The sequence below is a fragment of the Chthonobacter rhizosphaerae genome (genome assembly GCF_013839525.1).
GTDB lineage: Bacteria > Pseudomonadota > Alphaproteobacteria > Rhizobiales > Pleomorphomonadaceae > Chthonobacter > Chthonobacter rhizosphaerae.
Genome location: NZ_JACDIS010000003.1, coordinates 1 through 14418, shown reverse-complemented (window position 1 = coordinate 14418; position 14418 = coordinate 1). Strand labels below are relative to the sequence as shown.

Here is a 14418-nt window from a genome sequence, read left to right as displayed (position 1 = left end):
GCCCCGGCATGGGCGCGCCGCTCTCGAAGGCGTGACCGGCCCTGGATTTTTTCCTGCTCCATGGTCGTTTACATCGAAGAACCCGGCCTTTCGCCACCGACGCCGGACTCGGCCGCCATGCCGGCGGGCCCGACTCGCGCCGTGCCGTCGGGACAGGGAGTGCTATGAAGAACGTGATGGGTCCGGCAAGCATTGTTTCCGCCGATCCGGGCGACCCGCCCGTTAACCTAAACAGAAGCCGGTTGCCGAGATGACTGGATACGTACAGGTCGAACATGAAATCATAAGGATAAGCCTCGCTTCCTCCTGACGCACCGCTCATGCGTTAATCTCATTGTCCGCGCCTCGGCGCTATATTGCGCGGCGGACCAGGACAGGCGGTCACGGCAGGTCAAGGCCTGCGGTCAGGCCGCGCACGAAGGGTTTTTGGATGACGACAGCCATAGTGTTCGGTGGCGCCGGCTTTATCGGCTCCCATCTCTTGGCGGCTCTTGCGGCGAGCGGCTCCTATTCGCGGCTCGTCTCGGCCGACATCACGGCCCCGCGCTTCGGGGTGGACGGCGTCGAGTACGTCACCTGCGACGTGCGCAAGCCGATCCCGGCCGATCTGGTCGATTTCGCCCCCACCGAGATCTACAACTTCGCCGCCGTGCACACGACGCCCGGGCACGAGGACTGGGAGTACTACTGGACCAACCTGCACGGCGCCACGAACGTCTGCCGGTTCGCCTCCGAGAAGGGCACCGGCACGATCGTGTTCACCAGTTCCATCTCCGTCTACGGCCCGTCCGAGGAGCCGAAGGACGAAGCCTCCGAACTGAAGCCGGAATCCGCCTACGGCCGCTCCAAGCTGCTGGCCGAGGGCGTCCACCGGCTCTGGCGCGCCGAGCGCCCGGCGGAGCGCCGGCTCGTGGTGGTGCGCCCGGCCGTCATCTACGGCCGCACCGAGCGGGGCAACTTCACCCGCCTCGCCCGGCTCATGCGCGCCGGCCGGTTCGTCTATCCGGGGCGCCGCGACACCATCAAGTCGTGCGGCTACGTGGAGGATCTCGTCGCCTCCATGGCCTACATGCGCGACCGGGGCCTGCCGGAGATCACCTACAACTTCGCCCACCAGGAGCGCTTCACGTCCGAGGACATCTGCCGCGCCTTCTCCAAGGTGGCCGGCTACAAGCCGGTGACCACCACGGTGCCGATCTCCGTCATGCTCCTCGCCGGCTTCGGCATGGAGGTGCTGAACGCGCTCGGCCTCAAGAAGTCGTCGATCAACCGCGCGCGGGTGATGAAGCTCTACCAGAGCACCAACGTGCTTCCGAACGAGCTGAAGAAGCACGGGTTTCCCTACCGCTACACCCTGGAAGGCTCTCTCGCCCGCTGGAAGGACACCTCCAAGGGCGAAGACTTCGAGTGATCGCAGGTCGCTGACGCCGCGGGGCCAACCGCCCCGCGGCTCCATGCCCCGCGAACCCCGTCACCGGACCTCCAGCACCCGCCCCAACGAAAAAGGCCCGGAGCATCGCCCCGGGCCTCGTTTCATCGTCCACCGCGCGTCCGGGTCAGTCCCAGAGCTTCCAGGGGGCGTTGCCGCTCTCCCACTGCTTCTCCAGCACCATCTTGTCGCGCACGGAGTCCATGCTCTGCCAGTAGCCCCGGTGCCAGTAGGCGCCGAGCTTGCCGCGCTCGATCACCCGCTCCATGGGCTCCTCTTCCCACACGCTCTCGTCGCCGTCGATCAGGTCGAACACCTGCGGCTCCACCACAAAGAAGCCGCCGTTGATCAGGCCGCCGTCGCCGGCCGCCTTCTCGCGGAACGCGCGCACCTGGGTCATGTCTTCGGTCAGCCCGAGGGCGCCGTAGCGGCCCGGCTGGCTGACGGCCGTCAGCGTCACCCAGTTGCCCGAGCGCTCGTGCTGGGCGATCGCCTCGCGGATGTTCACGTCCGAGACGCCGTCGCCGTAGGTGAGCAGGAAGCGCTCGTCGCCGATCACCCTGCGGGCGCGCTTCAGGCGCCCGGCGGTCATCGTCTCGAGGCCCGTGTCGAGAACCGTCACCGACCAGTTCTCAGTCCGGCTGTACTGCCAGCGGATCTTGCCGGAGGCGAGATCGATGGTGAAGTCGCTCGACTGGTCGTGATAGTTCAGGAAATAGTTCTTGATGAAATCGACCTTGTAGCCGCCCAGCACCACGAACTCGTTGATGCCGTAGTGCTCGTAGATCTTCATGATGTGCCAGATGATCGGCCGTCCGCCGACCTCGACCATGGGCTTGGGGCGGAGCGTCGTTTCCTCGCTGAGTCGCGAGCCGAAGCCGCCGGCGAAAATGACTGCCTTCATGGATATGCGTCCTCTCGTCGAGGGTCTTGAAAAGGATCAGGTCACCGGGAACAGGGCGTCCTGTTCCGCGCGCAGACGGTGCACGAGCGTGCCGGTCGGCAGCTCCACGTCGTCATAGGTGATCGTCTGGTCGGCCGGGATGTCGCGCTTCAGGCGGCACCCCTCGGCGAGGCCGATCGGCAGCAGGCGTTCGCGCCGGCCCGTGTCGTAGTTCTCCGCCACGCCGTAGGTCATGTACCAGCCGATGCCGTCGAGGGTGTCGCCAGCCTTCAGGTCGATCTTGGCGTTGGTCACCACGTCCACCATCGGGGCGCCCTTCGGGGCGATCACCACGTCGCGCAGGAGCGCCACGCGGCAGACCGAGATGCCGAACTCCAGGGTGATCAGGTGCCACGGGGTGTAGAGGCTGTAGAGCGGCCCCTTGCCCAGCTTGCCGAGGTCCAGGAAGAAGCGGGCGTGGTCGTCCGGGGCGTCGCAGATCACGTAGACGCCGGGGCTCGGCTTGGCGCCCACCACATAGTCCACGATGCCGCCGAGCGACTTCACCTGCTCGTAGTCGTAGAAGTCGACGAGCTCGTCCACGTGGCCCTGGTGGTCGCGGCCGATCAGCCCGCGCTGGGGCACCCTGAGGCCCACCGCGTTGGCGACGATGGCCTGCTCGGCCATCATCTTGGTGCCATCGGCGAAGCTCGTCACCATCGCCGGGGTCTGGTTCCACTTCCTGGCGAACTCGGCCTGGGTGGTCGGGTTGCGCTTGCGGTCCTGCAGGCCCTTGATGTTGCCGCAGATCAGCGGCCGCAGCCCCATGGTCCGGGCGTAGCGGACGAGGTTCATGGTCACGCCCGGCTGGTCGCCGTCGACGCCGGTGAGGATCACGCCCGCGTCGTCCGCCTTCTTCTTCAGAAGCGGGCCGACGGTGGCGTCGAGCTCCACGTTGAACGACACCACGTCCTTGCCGTGGTTGATGCACGCGAGCGTCACGTGGGCGCCGTACTCCACCGCGCCGGTGGTCTCCACCACTATCTCGATGCCCTCAGAGCGGGCGATCAGGTCCGGATTGGCGGTCACCGCGCGCTTGCCGCTGGCGATGGCGTCCGCCATCGCGGCGTCGGTGTCCACCTCCACGATGTCGTCCCGGTCCACTCCCGCCGCCACCAGCGCGTCGATCGCGCGCTGGACGTTGCGGTTGCAGATGGCCACGAAGCGCAGCACCGGCAGGTGGCGCTCGGAGTGGACCACCATGCCGCGGCCCATGAAGCCGATGCCATAGACGCCGACGAGAATGGGCTTGCCGGTCGCCATCCGCTTGGCGATCGCTGTATCCACGATGATCATGTTGGCCTCTTCGGAAAAAACTTGGGTCGCAATGGACGGCGCAGGATCCGCGCGGCGCCGCGGACCGTGCGCGGAGGTCTACTTCTGGCCGGCCAGAACGGCCGAGCCGTGCCACTCCGGATCGAAATCGCGCCAGGCGGCGTCCTTCGGAGAGATTTCCGTCGGCTCCACCGGCCATTCGATCCCGAACGCCGGGTCGTTCCAGCGCACGCCCCGCTCCCGGTCGGGCGCGTAGAGGTCGCTCACGAGGTAGAGCGCCTCGGTGTCCTCGGTCAGGGTCACGAACCCGTGGGCGAAGCCGCGCGGCACGTAGAAGGCCAGGCGGTTCTCCGCCGTCAGTTCCACCCCGTGCCACTTGCCGAACGTCGGCGAGCCTTCCCTCAGGTCGATGATGCAGTCCCAGAGCGCGCCCCGGATGCAGCGCACCACCTTCACCTCGGCCGACGGCGTCAGCTGGTAGTGCATGCCCCGCAGGGTGCCCGTCCGGGCGCTGAGGGAATTGTTGATCTGCTTGAACCTGGTCTCCAGGCCGGCTTCCGCGAACTCGTTCTCGCAGAAGAACCGCGCGAAGAACCCTCGATTGTCGCCACGCTTCTCCAGTTCGATCACGCGTGCGTCGGCGAGGGGCGTTTCATGGAAGATCATTCACGGAACTCGCTGAAGTACCACAATGCAATGTACATCCAGATGGCTCTTACATAGCCAAATTGTCAATTGTGAATATATCTTCTATTAAAGCCGTCTCTTGTTAAGGTTGACGCGCCCGTCTGCTCACGGGTGAGTGTTGTCGGCCGCGAACCTCTTCAAGACTGCTCGTCTACCACGTAGGCGGCCTGGGCTTGTTGGCAGTCGATCTGCAGATTTGGCCGATTATCCTGCGCTGACACTCCCAAGCGTCCGGCCCCGGCGCGGCGCGGACGCCACAGCCGCGCTGCCCGTGCCGAGATCACGGCCGGCGGCCTCGACAACCCGCTCGCCCCCGATAAAGATGCAAACAACGCCATGCGCGCCGGGCGACTCACCGGCCGGGGGCGCCGCGGGGCGCTGAAGACGCCCGCGTCGGGGAGGGGGCGACCGGATGCCATTCATCAACACCAGCGGCTTCTTGCCGAAGCGCTATCTCGTGACCGGCGGCGCCGGCTTCATCGGCTCGCACCTCTGCGACAGGCTGCTTGCCGAGGGGCACGAGGTGCTCTGCGTGGACAATTTCTACACGGGCACCCGGCGCAACATCGAGCACCTGCTCGGCGAGCGCCGATTCGAGCTGCTCCGCCACGACGTCACCTTCCCGCTCTATGTGGAATGCGACGCCATCTTCAACATGGCCTGTCCGGCCTCGCCCATCCATTACCAGTTCGATCCGGTCCAGACCACGAAGACCAGCGTCATCGGCGCCATCAACATGCTGGGCCTCGCCAAGCGCCTGCGTGTTCCGGTGCTTCAGGCTTCCACGTCGGAGGTCTACGGCGACCCCGCCGTCCACCCCCAGACCGAGAGCTACTGGGGCAACGTGAACCCCATCGGGCCGCGCTCCTGCTACGACGAGGGCAAGCGCTGCGCCGAGACGCTGTTCTTCGACTACCACCGCCAGCACGCGGTCGGCATCAAGGTCGTCCGGATCTTCAACACCTACGGGCCGCGCATGCACCCGGAGGACGGGCGCGTGGTGTCCAACTTCATCGTCCAGGCGCTGCTCGGCCAGGAGATCACCCTCTATGGCGACGGCAGCCAGACCCGGTCCTTCTGCTTCGTGGACGACCTCGTCGACGGCCTGATGGCCATGATCCGCACCGACGCGTCCGTCACCGGCCCGATCAATCTCGGCAACCCGGTGGAGTTCACCATTCGCGAGCTCGCCGGCCTGGTGGTCGAGCTCACCGGCTCCCGCTCGGCCATCACATACCGGCCGCTGCCGCAGGACGACCCGAAGCAGCGCCGCCCGGACATCGCCGAGGCCCGCTCGCGCCTCGGCTGGGAGCCCCAGGTGCCGCTCCGCGAGGGGCTGGCGCGCACGATCGCCTACTTCGACGACCTCCTGTCCGCCAGCCGGACCGGCGCCGCCCGCTGACCCGCGCGGCGGAGAAAACGGAAACGGCCGGTTGCTGGCAACCGGCCGTCCGAAACGCGTCGGGGGAGGGCGGCCGTCAGGCCGCGGCGTCCACCGGGGCCGCCTGCTGGTGGCTCCAGCGCAGGTCCTCGCCCAGTCGGCCGGCTTCCATGCCCTTCTCGATCACCTTCAGGCGGATCAGGCGGGAGTTGCGGAAGTCCGGATCGTCGAGGCCATAGGCCTGCAGGCCGTCGTAGATCTCCTTCACGGCCATCGGCAGGGTCACCTGCGGCTGGTGCGCCGGGGCGAGCTGGCGATAGAGCGAGAAGTCCACCCGGTAGGAGCGCTTGTCCGGCTGGGCGTTCGGGTTGAAGCTCACGTCCGTGCCCGGCACCGCCTCGGCCACCGCCAGGGCGAGATCGCGGATCTGGTAGTTCCACGGCTCCGACCCGACATTGACCGCCAGGTACTCGCCGCCGACCGACGGGTCGCGGGTGATCGCCCACTCGATGGCGCGGGCCATGTCCTTCACGTGGATCAGCGGCCGCCAGGGCGTGCCGTCGCTCAGCACGGAGATGCGCTTGGAGACGAGCGCCGCCGCCACGAAGTCGTTCAGCACCAGATCCAGGCGGATGCGGTCGGAGAAGCCGCAGGCGGTCGCGAACCGGAGCGCGGTCGACACCATGCCGGTGCGCGGCAGCGCCTCGAGCGCCTTCTCGGTGGCCACCTTGGAGCGGGCGTAGGCGGTCAGCGGGTTGAGCGGATCGCTCTCGGTCCGGGCGCCGCCCTCGGTGGCGCCGTAGATCGAGCAGCTGGACGCGAACACAAGGCGCTTCACGCCGGCCGCTTGGGCCATGGCGGCGATATTGGCGCTCGCCTGCTCGTTGATCGCCTCGGTCACCGTCTCGAAACGGTTCCCGATCGGGTCGTTGGAGACGGCGGCGAGAAGCACCACCGCGTCGGCGCCGGCCAGCATGTCCGGGGTGACGTCGCGGACGTCGGCGTAGATCTGCTGGTCCAGCAGCACCTCGGGCAGGCCCGTGCCGGTGAGGCAGTGGCCGAACAGGCCGGAATCGATGCCCACGAGCGTGGCGGTCGGGAATTTCGAACGCAGGTGCCGGACGAGAACGGGTCCGACGTAGCCCATATTGCCGGTGATCACAATTTTCATTGCTGAAACTCGAGCTGTTTAACGTTGAACCGAACGCCCGCCGGGCCGAACCGGTCCAGGCGGATGAAAATATTTGTCGAAAGACCCGAGCCGTCGGCTTCAGCGAGGCGCCTCATGCGCTCCGAGCCACAGGTGGGGCGGGCGGCCGGTCTCGTCGACACCATCTACAACTCACATATTCAGAGTTAGGCATCGAAGCGTCAATCAGCCTCGCGGACTAAGTTCGGTTTTCGTAAACTATCGCCCGGCCCACGCCTGAGCTTGCCGAAAAGGCTCGGAAATCCGGCCTTTCCGGGCTGCCGCCCCTGGTGCGGTCGGGGTAGGCATGGGCGCGCGACGGCGCTCCGCCGCCCTGTCGGGCGTCCACCGGATCCTGGAACCGTGGTTAAGGCTCAGGCCGTCGGCCGGCGCGGCACGTCCGGGGCGGTCCGTTCGGTCGCGAGCGCGAGCCCGAGCGGCGTCAGCCGGAGCCGCCGCCCGTCCGGGGCGATCAGGCCGAGCCCAACGAGGCGCAATGCCTCCGGGGCGGTCGCCGCCAGCTGGGCTCCGTCCGCCACCAGACTGAGCGCCCGCTGCTCCTCCACGGTGAGCATGTCACGACTGAAGCGCATGGCTGGACCCCTCTCGAGGATCCGAATGTGCACTGCAGCAAAATGTTTCGCAATAGCGAGAAAAAGCCGCACCCGCCCGGTGGCGCGGCGCCCCGTCCGGTTCGGCGCGAAACGACCCGCCCGGCCCGCCGCCCGAGGTCGGCGGAGCCTTCGGTCCGGTGTCAGGGCGTGACGGCGCTCGCCGGCTGGATGAGGGCGATGATGTCGTCATAGTGCATGGCGGCCACCAGCAGCACGAGGAAGCCCACGGCCAGCATGGCGACGCCGCCCAGCGTCGGCAGGCGGTCCACCCGTCCCTTCAGATAGCCGACGGATTCCGCCGTCGCGTACTTGCCCACCGCACCACGGATCTGCGCCACATCGACCCGCAGGGCATGGACCTCGTCGATCAGCTTTTCCAGCCTCGCGTCGACCGGCTCCATGCGGCTGTCGAGACGTGGGTTACGTTCTTCCATGGTTCCTCGCTCTCCGAACTGTCTCAGACTGACGGCGGCTGATGTGGCGGTCCCGAAAGATGAACCCTGAACGCGGCTGGCGACCCGTCCGATCCTTTCGTCCGCTTCCATCGTAATCCCTACATGAAACTCGGTAGGCGAGAAAGTCGGGCCGGAAATAACACGCTTTTAAGATAAACAGCGCGGGATCCGGCCTTCCGCGTCGGCACCGGCCACCTCTCAGGGGGCCGTGCGGCGGCCCCGAAACGCTCAGCGCAGGATGGTCACCTGCCCGTCCCAGCGCACGGCCGAGAGGCGCCCGGTCCGGAAGGCCCCGGTGTCGATGCCGACCCGCAGCCGCCCGACCGTCGGCTCCACCTCCGGCGAATGGCCGTGCACCACCAGATAGGGCAGGCCGGGGCCGTGGGTCAGGAAGGGCTCCCGGATCAGCATCAGGTCGTCGTCGGTCTGCTCGGCCAGCGGCACCTCCGGGCGCACGCCCGCATGCACGAACAGGATGCCCGGGCCTTCCAGGAGCACGGGCAGGGAGCGCAGGAAGGCCACGTGGTCCTCCGGCACCCGCGAGCGCACCAGCGCGGCGAGATCCGGCGCCGCGGACGGGTCCAGCATCATGTCCGGGTCGATCCCGTAGGAGAGCAGGGTCTCCTTCCCGCCGATGCCGAGCCAGCCCATGTTGCGCTGGGGATCGTCCAGGAAGCGGAGCATGAACTCGTCGTGGTTGCCGCAGAGGCACACCCGCGTGAACGGCGGCCGCATGGGGGCCAGCAGGTGCTCGATCACCTGCGCCGACTGGGGACCCCGGTCCACGTAGTCGCCCAGCATGACGACGAGCTTCGGGCCCGGCCGTCCGGCCGCGTCCGCCATGATGCGCTCTTCCAGGGCGCGCAGTTCCCGAAGGCAGCCGTGCACGTCCCCGATCGCGTAGATCACGGGGTAGGGCGCATTGATCGACAGCCGGCGACGCCGGCGCGGCGGCGCGGCGGGCGGGCTGGACAGGCGGCGCATCAGGGTCGTGAGCATCGCGAACGCTGAACCTTGAAAACAATCACGAAACGAAGAAACCTCGTCGATCTAACCGTTAGATGCCGAATTCCTGATGAAACGCGGCATCATCCGGCCGCATGGCCCGAGGCCATTCGCTGAAACCGGTGAACGAGCAATGAGCAGACATATGCGTTTTTAATAAATAGTTATGCAAGCTCCGGACCCAAGCCCCCCGTCCGCATCCGATGTCGTCCGTCGCACCCGATCGTCGTCTCCGCAACCATTCCGGTCACCGCCCGTTGACCCGCAAAGGCCCGGCTTGCCGCCTGAGGCCATGTCCTCGGGCGTGGCGCCGATCCTCGACTTGCCATCGACGGCCGGAACGGCCATCTGAGGGGCGGGCACGGCGGCGCCTTCGAGCGTGCCGTCCCGTCGGAGAGCATCATGCGTTTTCTTCTGTTCTGCCTGTTCGTCGCCTTCGCGGTCCCGGTCGTCCTGGCCGTCTGGTCGCCGGCGGCGGCCACCGAGTGCCGCGACAAGTCCCGTCCCTGTCCGGACGAGCGGACCACCATCCGCAAGGACCGCCGCGAGGGTCTGCGGCCCGGCAACGTGCACCGTGACGCCGAGATCGGCCGCTATACCGGCGGCACCCAGCAGCAGCAGCAGCAGCCCTGCGGCTCCCAGCCGAACATCCGCGACCGGAACGTGGTGCAGAACTCGCCCCGCTGCTGACGCCGGCGCCGATGGTTCGGTGCTGGTCGTCCGGGCGGACGGGCCGACCGCCGGTCAGACCCGGCGATAGACGTCGTCGAACCGCTCGATGTCGTCGTCGTTGAGATACGACCCGGTCTGCACCTCGATCAGCTCCAGGGGGATCCGCCCCTTGTTGGACAGCCGGTGGACCGAGCCGACCGGCAGGTAGAGGCTCTGGTTCTCCGTCAGCAGCCGTTCCTCGCCGTCGATGGTCACGGTCGCGGTGCCGCGCACCACCACCCAGTGCTCCGCCCGGTGGTGATGCCGCTGCAGCGACAGGGTCCCGTCCGGGTCCACCACGATGCGCTTCACCGCGAAGCGCGAGCCCTCGTCGATCGCCTCCACATAGCCCCAGGGCCGGTAGTCGCGCCGGTGCGAACTCACCTGGTCGACGCCCTCGGCCTTCAGCGAATCCACCAGCGTCTTCACGTCCTGCGCCCGGTCCTTCGGCGCCACCATCACGGCGTCCGCGGTGGCGATGACCAGCAGGTCCTCGGCCCCGACCACGGTGGTCAGGATCCCGTCCGAATGGATCAGGCAGTTGCGCGAGCCCCGGGCGTAGCCGTTGCCGTGGATGGCGTTCCCGTCCGCGTCCTGCTCCGACACCTGCCAGATCGCGTCCCAGGCGCCCACGTCGGACCAGCGGAACCGACCGTAGACGACCGCGATGTCGCGGGTCTTCTCGATCACCGCATAGTCGATCGAGGTCTTGCGCGCCGTCTGGAACGCCTCCACGCCGAGGCGCACGAAGCCGAGGTCCTGCTCGGCCGACGCGACCGAGGCTTCCGCCGCCTCCAGGATGTCCGGCGCGAACGCCCGGAACTCGCGGATCATCACGTCCGACCGGAACAGGAAGTTGCCCGAATTCCAGAGATAGCCCGCCTCCAGGTACTCCAGGGCCGTGGAAGCGTTCGGCTTCTCCACGAAGGCGTCCACCAGCCGCAGGTCCGCCTCGCCGTCGATCGGCGCGCCCGGGCGGATGTAGCCGTAGCTCGTCTTCGGCTCGTTCGGCACCAGCCCGAACACCACGATCTTGCCGGCCGAAGCCGCCTTGGCGCCGAGCCGGATGGCGTCCTGGAACACGCCGTCGTCGAGGATCACGTGGTCGGCGGCAAGCGCCAGCACCAGCGAGCCCGGCGACCGCCGCTCCACGAACACCGCCGCCGCCGCCATCGCGGCCGCCGAATCCCGTCGCGCGGGCTCCAGCACCACCGTGGCGCTGGACCCCACGTCGCGCGCCTGCCGCTGCGTGAAGAAGCGGAACGCGTCGCCCGTCACCACCACCGGGTCGGCGAACAGGCTCGGCTCCGACACCCGCTTCAGCGTCTGCTGGTAGGTGCTGAGCTTGCCCACCAGCGGCTGGAACTGCTTCGGGAAGCTGTCGCGCGACACCGGCCAGAGCCGGGTCCCGGACCCGCCCGCCAGGATCACCGGCACGATCTTCGCGTTTGACATCGTCTGCACTCGTCTCGGTTTTCGAAGGCGGCGGCCCGCGCCTTCTTCGGCGCGGACGGGCGCGGGGCCTGCCCGGCCCGGCGCCTCGATCCCCCGTCAGATGGTCTGGTTGTAGGCGCCCACTTCCGGGTTCTCGCGCAGCACGCCGTCCACGGCGCGGAACATCTCGTGCAGCCGGGCCTCCGAGACGGGGCTCTCCACCACCACCACCAGTTCCGGCTTGTTGGAGGAGGCGCGCACCAGGCCCCAGGTGCCGTCGCCGGTCGTCACCCGGATGCCGTTCACCGTCACCAGATCCACGATCTCGTGGCCGGCGAGGCGCTCGCCCGCGTCCTTCAGGGCCGTGAAGCGCTTCACCACCCGGTCCACCACGTCGTACTTCACCTCGTCGGCGCAGTGCGGCGACATGGTCGGCGAGCCCCAGGTCTTCGGCAGGGCGCGGTAGAGGTCCGCCATGGTGGAGGCGGGGTTGCGGTCCATCATCTCCAGCACGGCGATCGCCGTCACCAGGCCGTCGTCATAGCCGCGGCCGACCGGGGCGTTGAAGAAGAAGTGGCCGGACTTCTCGAACCCCGCGAGGGCGTTGAGGTCGCGGACGCGCCGCTTGATGTAGCTGTGCCCGGTCTTCCAATAGTCCGTCGCGATGCCCCGTTCCTTCAGCACCGGGTCCGCGTGGAAGAGGCCGGTGGACTTCACGTCCACCACGAAGTTCGCCTGCGGATGGACCGACGAGAGGTCGCGCGCCAGCATCACGCCGATCTTGTCGGCGAAGATCTCGTTGCCCTCGTCATCCACCACGCCGCACCGGTCGCCGTCGCCGTCGAACCCGAGCCCCACGTCCGCGCCCGTCTCCTTCACCTTGGCCGAAAGGGCGTGGAGCATCTCCATGTCCTCCGGGTTGGGGTTGTAGTTCGGGAAGGTGTGGTCGAGGTCGCAGTCGAGCGGGATCACCTCCACGCCGATCCGCTCCAGGAGCGCCGGCGCGAAGGCGCCCGCCGTGCCGTTGCCGCAGGCGACCACCGCCTTCAGCGGCCGCTTGATCCGCCGGCCTTCCGCCAGATCGTCCAGGTACCGGTCGGCGAAATTCTCCACGAACCGGTACTGGCCGCCGGGCGCGGTGCGGAAGGCGCCAGACAGCACGATGTCCCGCAGCCGGCCCATCTCCTCCGGCCCGAACGTCACCGGCCGGTCGCAGCCCATCTTCACGCCGGTCCAGCCGTTGTCGTTGTGGGAGGCCGTCACCATGGCGACCGCCGGCACGTCCAGCGCGAACTGCGCGAAATACGCCATCGGCGACAGGGCGAGCCCGATGTCGTGCACCGTGCACCCGGCCGCCATCAGGCCCTGCGCCAGGGCGATCTTGATCCCCATGGAGTAGCCGCGGAAATCGTGCCCGGTCACCACCTCGAGCGGCTTTCCGAGCTCGTGGAGCAGGGTGCCGAGGCCGAGGCCCAGCGCCTGCACGCCCATGAGGTTCAACTCGGGCGGCTTCGTCGAGCCCGGATGCCCGAACCACCACCGCGCGTCGTATTCACGGAAGCCCGTTGGCTTGACGAGAGGGCTTGTTTCGAACGCGAGACTGTTCGGCACTACGTCCGGCCGTGGCTTCGGAAACATGGGAAGTCCTTGTGCGGCGTTTGGCTGTCAGAGAAACCGAACTATTCGGCGTCCGGCCGATCCGGTCATCTGTGGTCGGGCCGTGATTGGGCGACCCATAAACCATCTTATAATAAACGATACTGTGCGTCGGCGTGATGACCAGGGCCGTGCCGGCCGGTCCGGCGGATCAATACGTCGAAATCTTTGCTGCTGTTCTAAGCCACCCTTCCCGTCCGGGCAAGAGTCGTTTACTGCAAGGTCGTGGCGGCCGCAGCCGCCGGACCCCACCACCGCAGAGCCCTTTCGATGATCCAACTGGAAGCTCTCGCCGACCTCGCCATCAAGGCCGGCGCCGTCATCCTCGACATCTATTCCGGCGACTTCGCGGTCGCCACCAAGGCGGACGCCTCGCCGGTGACGGAAGCCGACCAGCGGGCCGAGGCGGTGATTCTGGAAGGTCTTCGCCGGATCGCCCCGGGCATCCCGGTGATCGCCGAGGAGGAGAGCGCCGCCGGCCGCCAGGCCGAGATCGCCGATCGCTTCATCCTGGTCGATCCGCTCGACGGCACGCGCGAGTTCGTGTCCCGCAATGGCGAGTTCACCGTCAACATCGCCCTCGTGGAGGGCGGCGCGCCGGTGGCCGGCGTCGTCTACGCCCCCGCGCTCGGCCGCCTCTACGTCGGCGCGAAAGGCGAGGGGGCGTTCGCCGCCACGGTGACGGGCGGGGTGCGGTCCTCGTTCGAGCCGATCGCCGTCCGGCCGCGCCCGGCGGCCGGCCTCACGGCCATCGGCAGCCGGTCCCACGGCTCGCCCGAGACCGCGACCTTCCTCGCGCCCCTGCCGGTGGCCGAGTTCGTGTCCACCGGCTCGTCGCTGAAGTTCTGCCTCGTGGCCGAGGGCAAGGCGGACCTTTATCCGCGCCACGGCCGCACCATGGAGTGGGACACCGCAGCCGGCGACGCGGTCCTGCGCGCCGCGGGCGGGGCCGTCGTGACGTTCGACGGCCGGCCGCTCGCCTACGGCAAGCGCCGGCAGGCCGGCGACGTGGATTTCGCCAACCCCTATTTCCTGGCCGTCGGCGATCCGGACCTCGTCGTCGTGGCGCTCTCCGCCACCGCCTGACGGCGTCGCCGGCCCATGGTTTCCGAGCCGTTGCCGGCGCCGCCTCATTTCGATTTGAAATCTGCCCCGCGCTTGAGCCGGTCCGTTAGGGCGGACCTGCTACATCATGGTTCGTCACGGTCAGGATCATGGAGACGACGTTGGCCAAGCGCATGCCCATCGCCCTGGTTGCCTTCGCCCTCATGGCCCCCGCCCCTCTGGGGGACGCCCTCGCGTTCAACATGAACGTCCCGAAGTCGGTGGTCGCCGGTCTCGGCAAGCCTCGCGTTCCGATGCCGCAGGACGGCGCCGGGCGCACCTGCGTGCCCGATCACCCGACCGGCACGCTGCCAGGACCCGTGCTGCCGCCCGGCCGCACCGCGGCGAAGGTCGAACGGCCGATCGTGCTCCTGTCGATCTGACGTCGGTGCCTCAGCGCGCGCCCTGGTCCCGGTACCAGGCCACGAAGGCGCGCACGCCGTCGGCGAGCGGCGTCTTCGGCGTGAAGCCGGTGAGGGCCTGCAGGAGGTCGGCGCTCGCGAAGGTGCGCGGCACGTCGCCGGGCTGCATGGGC

The 14418-nt window shown here is 68.1% G+C and carries 14 protein-coding genes and 1 pseudogene; 5 read left to right on the top strand and 10 right to left on the bottom strand.

Going from position 1 to position 14418, the window contains the following annotated elements; genetic code table 11:
- Nucleotides 1–430 precede the first annotated feature (430 nt).
- Nucleotides 431–1411, top strand: coding sequence for an NAD-dependent epimerase/dehydratase family protein (locus HND91_RS06355; protein ID WP_181705717.1), 981 nt, complete (start codon nt 431–433; stop codon nt 1409–1411).
- 145 nt (nt 1412–1556) lie between these two features.
- Here HND91_RS06355 and rfbF read toward each other — a convergent pair whose 3' ends face one another.
- The 3 genes from rfbF to rfbC all read right to left on the bottom strand — a co-directional run bounded on the left by rfbF (nt 1557) and on the right by rfbC (nt 4313).
- The gene (gene rfbF / locus HND91_RS06350) at nt 1557–2333 is read right to left on the bottom strand and encodes a glucose-1-phosphate cytidylyltransferase (RefSeq protein ID WP_181705716.1); all 777 of its coding nucleotides are present in this window, start codon (nt 2331–2333) and stop codon (nt 1557–1559) included.
- 36 nt (nt 2334–2369) lie between these two features.
- Entirely contained in the window at nt 2370–3668 is a 1299-nt protein-coding gene (locus HND91_RS06345; RefSeq protein WP_181705715.1) for an NAD(P)H-dependent oxidoreductase, read from the bottom strand.
- A gap of 78 nt (nt 3669–3746) precedes the next feature.
- Nucleotides 3747–4313 carry a dTDP-4-dehydrorhamnose 3,5-epimerase gene (gene rfbC / locus HND91_RS06340; protein WP_181705714.1) on the bottom strand — a complete coding sequence of 189 codons (567 nt, stop codon included), beginning with the start codon at nt 4311–4313 and terminating at the stop codon, nt 3747–3749.
- A gap of 433 nt (nt 4314–4746) precedes the next feature.
- Here rfbC and HND91_RS06335 point away from each other — a divergent pair, with 433 nt between their 5' ends.
- Nucleotides 4747–5736 (top strand): UDP-glucuronic acid decarboxylase family protein, encoded by a 990-nt coding sequence (locus tag HND91_RS06335; RefSeq protein WP_181705713.1) that lies wholly within the window; start codon nt 4747–4749, stop codon nt 5734–5736.
- Between the two features lie 76 nt (nt 5737–5812).
- Here HND91_RS06335 and HND91_RS06330 read toward each other — a convergent pair whose 3' ends face one another.
- The 4 genes from HND91_RS06330 to HND91_RS06315 form a co-directional block, all read right to left on the bottom strand.
- Entirely contained in the window at nt 5813–6886 is a 1074-nt protein-coding gene (locus tag HND91_RS06330) for an NAD-dependent epimerase/dehydratase family protein (protein WP_181705712.1), read from the bottom strand.
- A gap of 392 nt (nt 6887–7278) precedes the next feature.
- Complete coding sequence (locus HND91_RS06325; RefSeq protein ID WP_181705711.1) at nt 7279–7497, bottom strand: hypothetical protein; 219 nt, start codon at nt 7495–7497, stop codon at nt 7279–7281.
- Nucleotides 7498–7658: 161 nt separating this feature from the next.
- The gene (locus HND91_RS06320; RefSeq protein ID WP_181705710.1) at nt 7659–7952 is read right to left on the bottom strand and encodes a hypothetical protein; all 294 of its coding nucleotides are present in this window, start codon (nt 7950–7952) and stop codon (nt 7659–7661) included.
- A gap of 249 nt (nt 7953–8201) precedes the next feature.
- Nucleotides 8202–8972, bottom strand: a complete 771-nt coding sequence (locus tag HND91_RS06315) for a metallophosphoesterase family protein (protein ID WP_181705709.1) — start codon at nt 8970–8972, stop codon at nt 8202–8204.
- A gap of 408 nt (nt 8973–9380) precedes the next feature.
- Between HND91_RS06315 and HND91_RS06310 the strand changes: the two genes are divergently transcribed.
- Nucleotides 9381–9668 (top strand): hypothetical protein, encoded by a 288-nt coding sequence (locus tag HND91_RS06310; protein WP_181705708.1) that lies wholly within the window; start codon nt 9381–9383, stop codon nt 9666–9668.
- Nucleotides 9669–9722: 54 nt separating this feature from the next.
- On the opposite strand, the gene HND91_RS06305 is transcribed toward HND91_RS06310, so the two are convergent.
- Together HND91_RS06305 and HND91_RS06300 are read right to left on the bottom strand one after the other, a co-directional pair.
- Nucleotides 9723–11144 carry a mannose-1-phosphate guanylyltransferase/mannose-6-phosphate isomerase gene (locus HND91_RS06305; RefSeq protein WP_181705707.1) on the bottom strand — a complete coding sequence of 474 codons (1422 nt, stop codon included), beginning with the start codon at nt 11142–11144 and terminating at the stop codon, nt 9723–9725.
- 96 nt (nt 11145–11240) lie between these two features.
- On the bottom strand, nt 11241–12761 hold the full coding sequence (locus tag HND91_RS06300; RefSeq protein ID WP_181705706.1) for a phosphomannomutase/phosphoglucomutase: 1521 nt from the start codon (nt 12759–12761) through the stop codon (nt 11241–11243).
- Nucleotides 12762–13049: 288 nt separating this feature from the next.
- On the opposite strand from HND91_RS06300, the gene cysQ reads away from it, so the two are divergent.
- A complete protein-coding gene (cysQ, locus tag HND91_RS06295; RefSeq protein ID WP_181705705.1) occupies nt 13050–13865 on the top strand; it encodes a 3'(2'),5'-bisphosphate nucleotidase CysQ in 816 nt (271 codons plus the stop codon).
- A 128-nt stretch (nt 13866–13993) separates the two neighbouring features.
- Nucleotides 13994–14266, top strand: coding sequence for a hypothetical protein (locus tag HND91_RS06290; RefSeq protein ID WP_181705704.1), 273 nt, complete (start codon nt 13994–13996; stop codon nt 14264–14266).
- 10 nt (nt 14267–14276) lie between these two features.
- On the opposite strand, the pseudogene HND91_RS22625 reads toward HND91_RS06290, so the two are convergent.
- A pseudogene (locus HND91_RS22625) lies at nt 14277–14418 on the bottom strand (UDP-glucuronate 5-epimerase); the annotation flags it as partial.

Coding starts and splice junctions, on each gene's coding strand:
- HND91_RS06355 (WP_181705717.1), top strand. CDS start 431: ATGACGACAGCCATAGTGTTCGGTGGCGCCGGCTTTATCGGCTCCCAT.
- rfbF (WP_181705716.1), bottom strand. CDS start 2,333: ATGAAGGCAGTCATTTTCGCCGGCGGCTTCGGCTCGCGACTCAGCGAG.
- HND91_RS06345 (WP_181705715.1), bottom strand. CDS start 3,668: ATGATCATCGTGGATACAGCGATCGCCAAGCGGATGGCGACCGGCAAG.
- rfbC (WP_181705714.1), bottom strand. CDS start 4,313: ATGATCTTCCATGAAACGCCCCTCGCCGACGCACGCGTGATCGAACTG.
- HND91_RS06335 (WP_181705713.1), top strand. CDS start 4,747: ATGCCATTCATCAACACCAGCGGCTTCTTGCCGAAGCGCTATCTCGTG.
- HND91_RS06330 (WP_181705712.1), bottom strand. CDS start 6,886: ATGAAAATTGTGATCACCGGCAATATGGGCTACGTCGGACCCGTTCTC.
- HND91_RS06325 (WP_181705711.1), bottom strand. CDS start 7,497: ATGCGCTTCAGTCGTGACATGCTCACCGTGGAGGAGCAGCGGGCGCTC.
- HND91_RS06320 (WP_181705710.1), bottom strand. CDS start 7,952: ATGGAAGAACGTAACCCACGTCTCGACAGCCGCATGGAGCCGGTCGAC.
- HND91_RS06315 (WP_181705709.1), bottom strand. CDS start 8,972: ATGCTCACGACCCTGATGCGCCGCCTGTCCAGCCCGCCCGCCGCGCCG.
- HND91_RS06310 (WP_181705708.1), top strand. CDS start 9,381: ATGCGTTTTCTTCTGTTCTGCCTGTTCGTCGCCTTCGCGGTCCCGGTC.
- HND91_RS06305 (WP_181705707.1), bottom strand. CDS start 11,144: ATGTCAAACGCGAAGATCGTGCCGGTGATCCTGGCGGGCGGGTCCGGG.
- HND91_RS06300 (WP_181705706.1), bottom strand. CDS start 12,761: ATGTTTCCGAAGCCACGGCCGGACGTAGTGCCGAACAGTCTCGCGTTC.
- cysQ (WP_181705705.1), top strand. CDS start 13,050: ATGATCCAACTGGAAGCTCTCGCCGACCTCGCCATCAAGGCCGGCGCC.
- HND91_RS06290 (WP_181705704.1), top strand. CDS start 13,994: ATGGAGACGACGTTGGCCAAGCGCATGCCCATCGCCCTGGTTGCCTTC.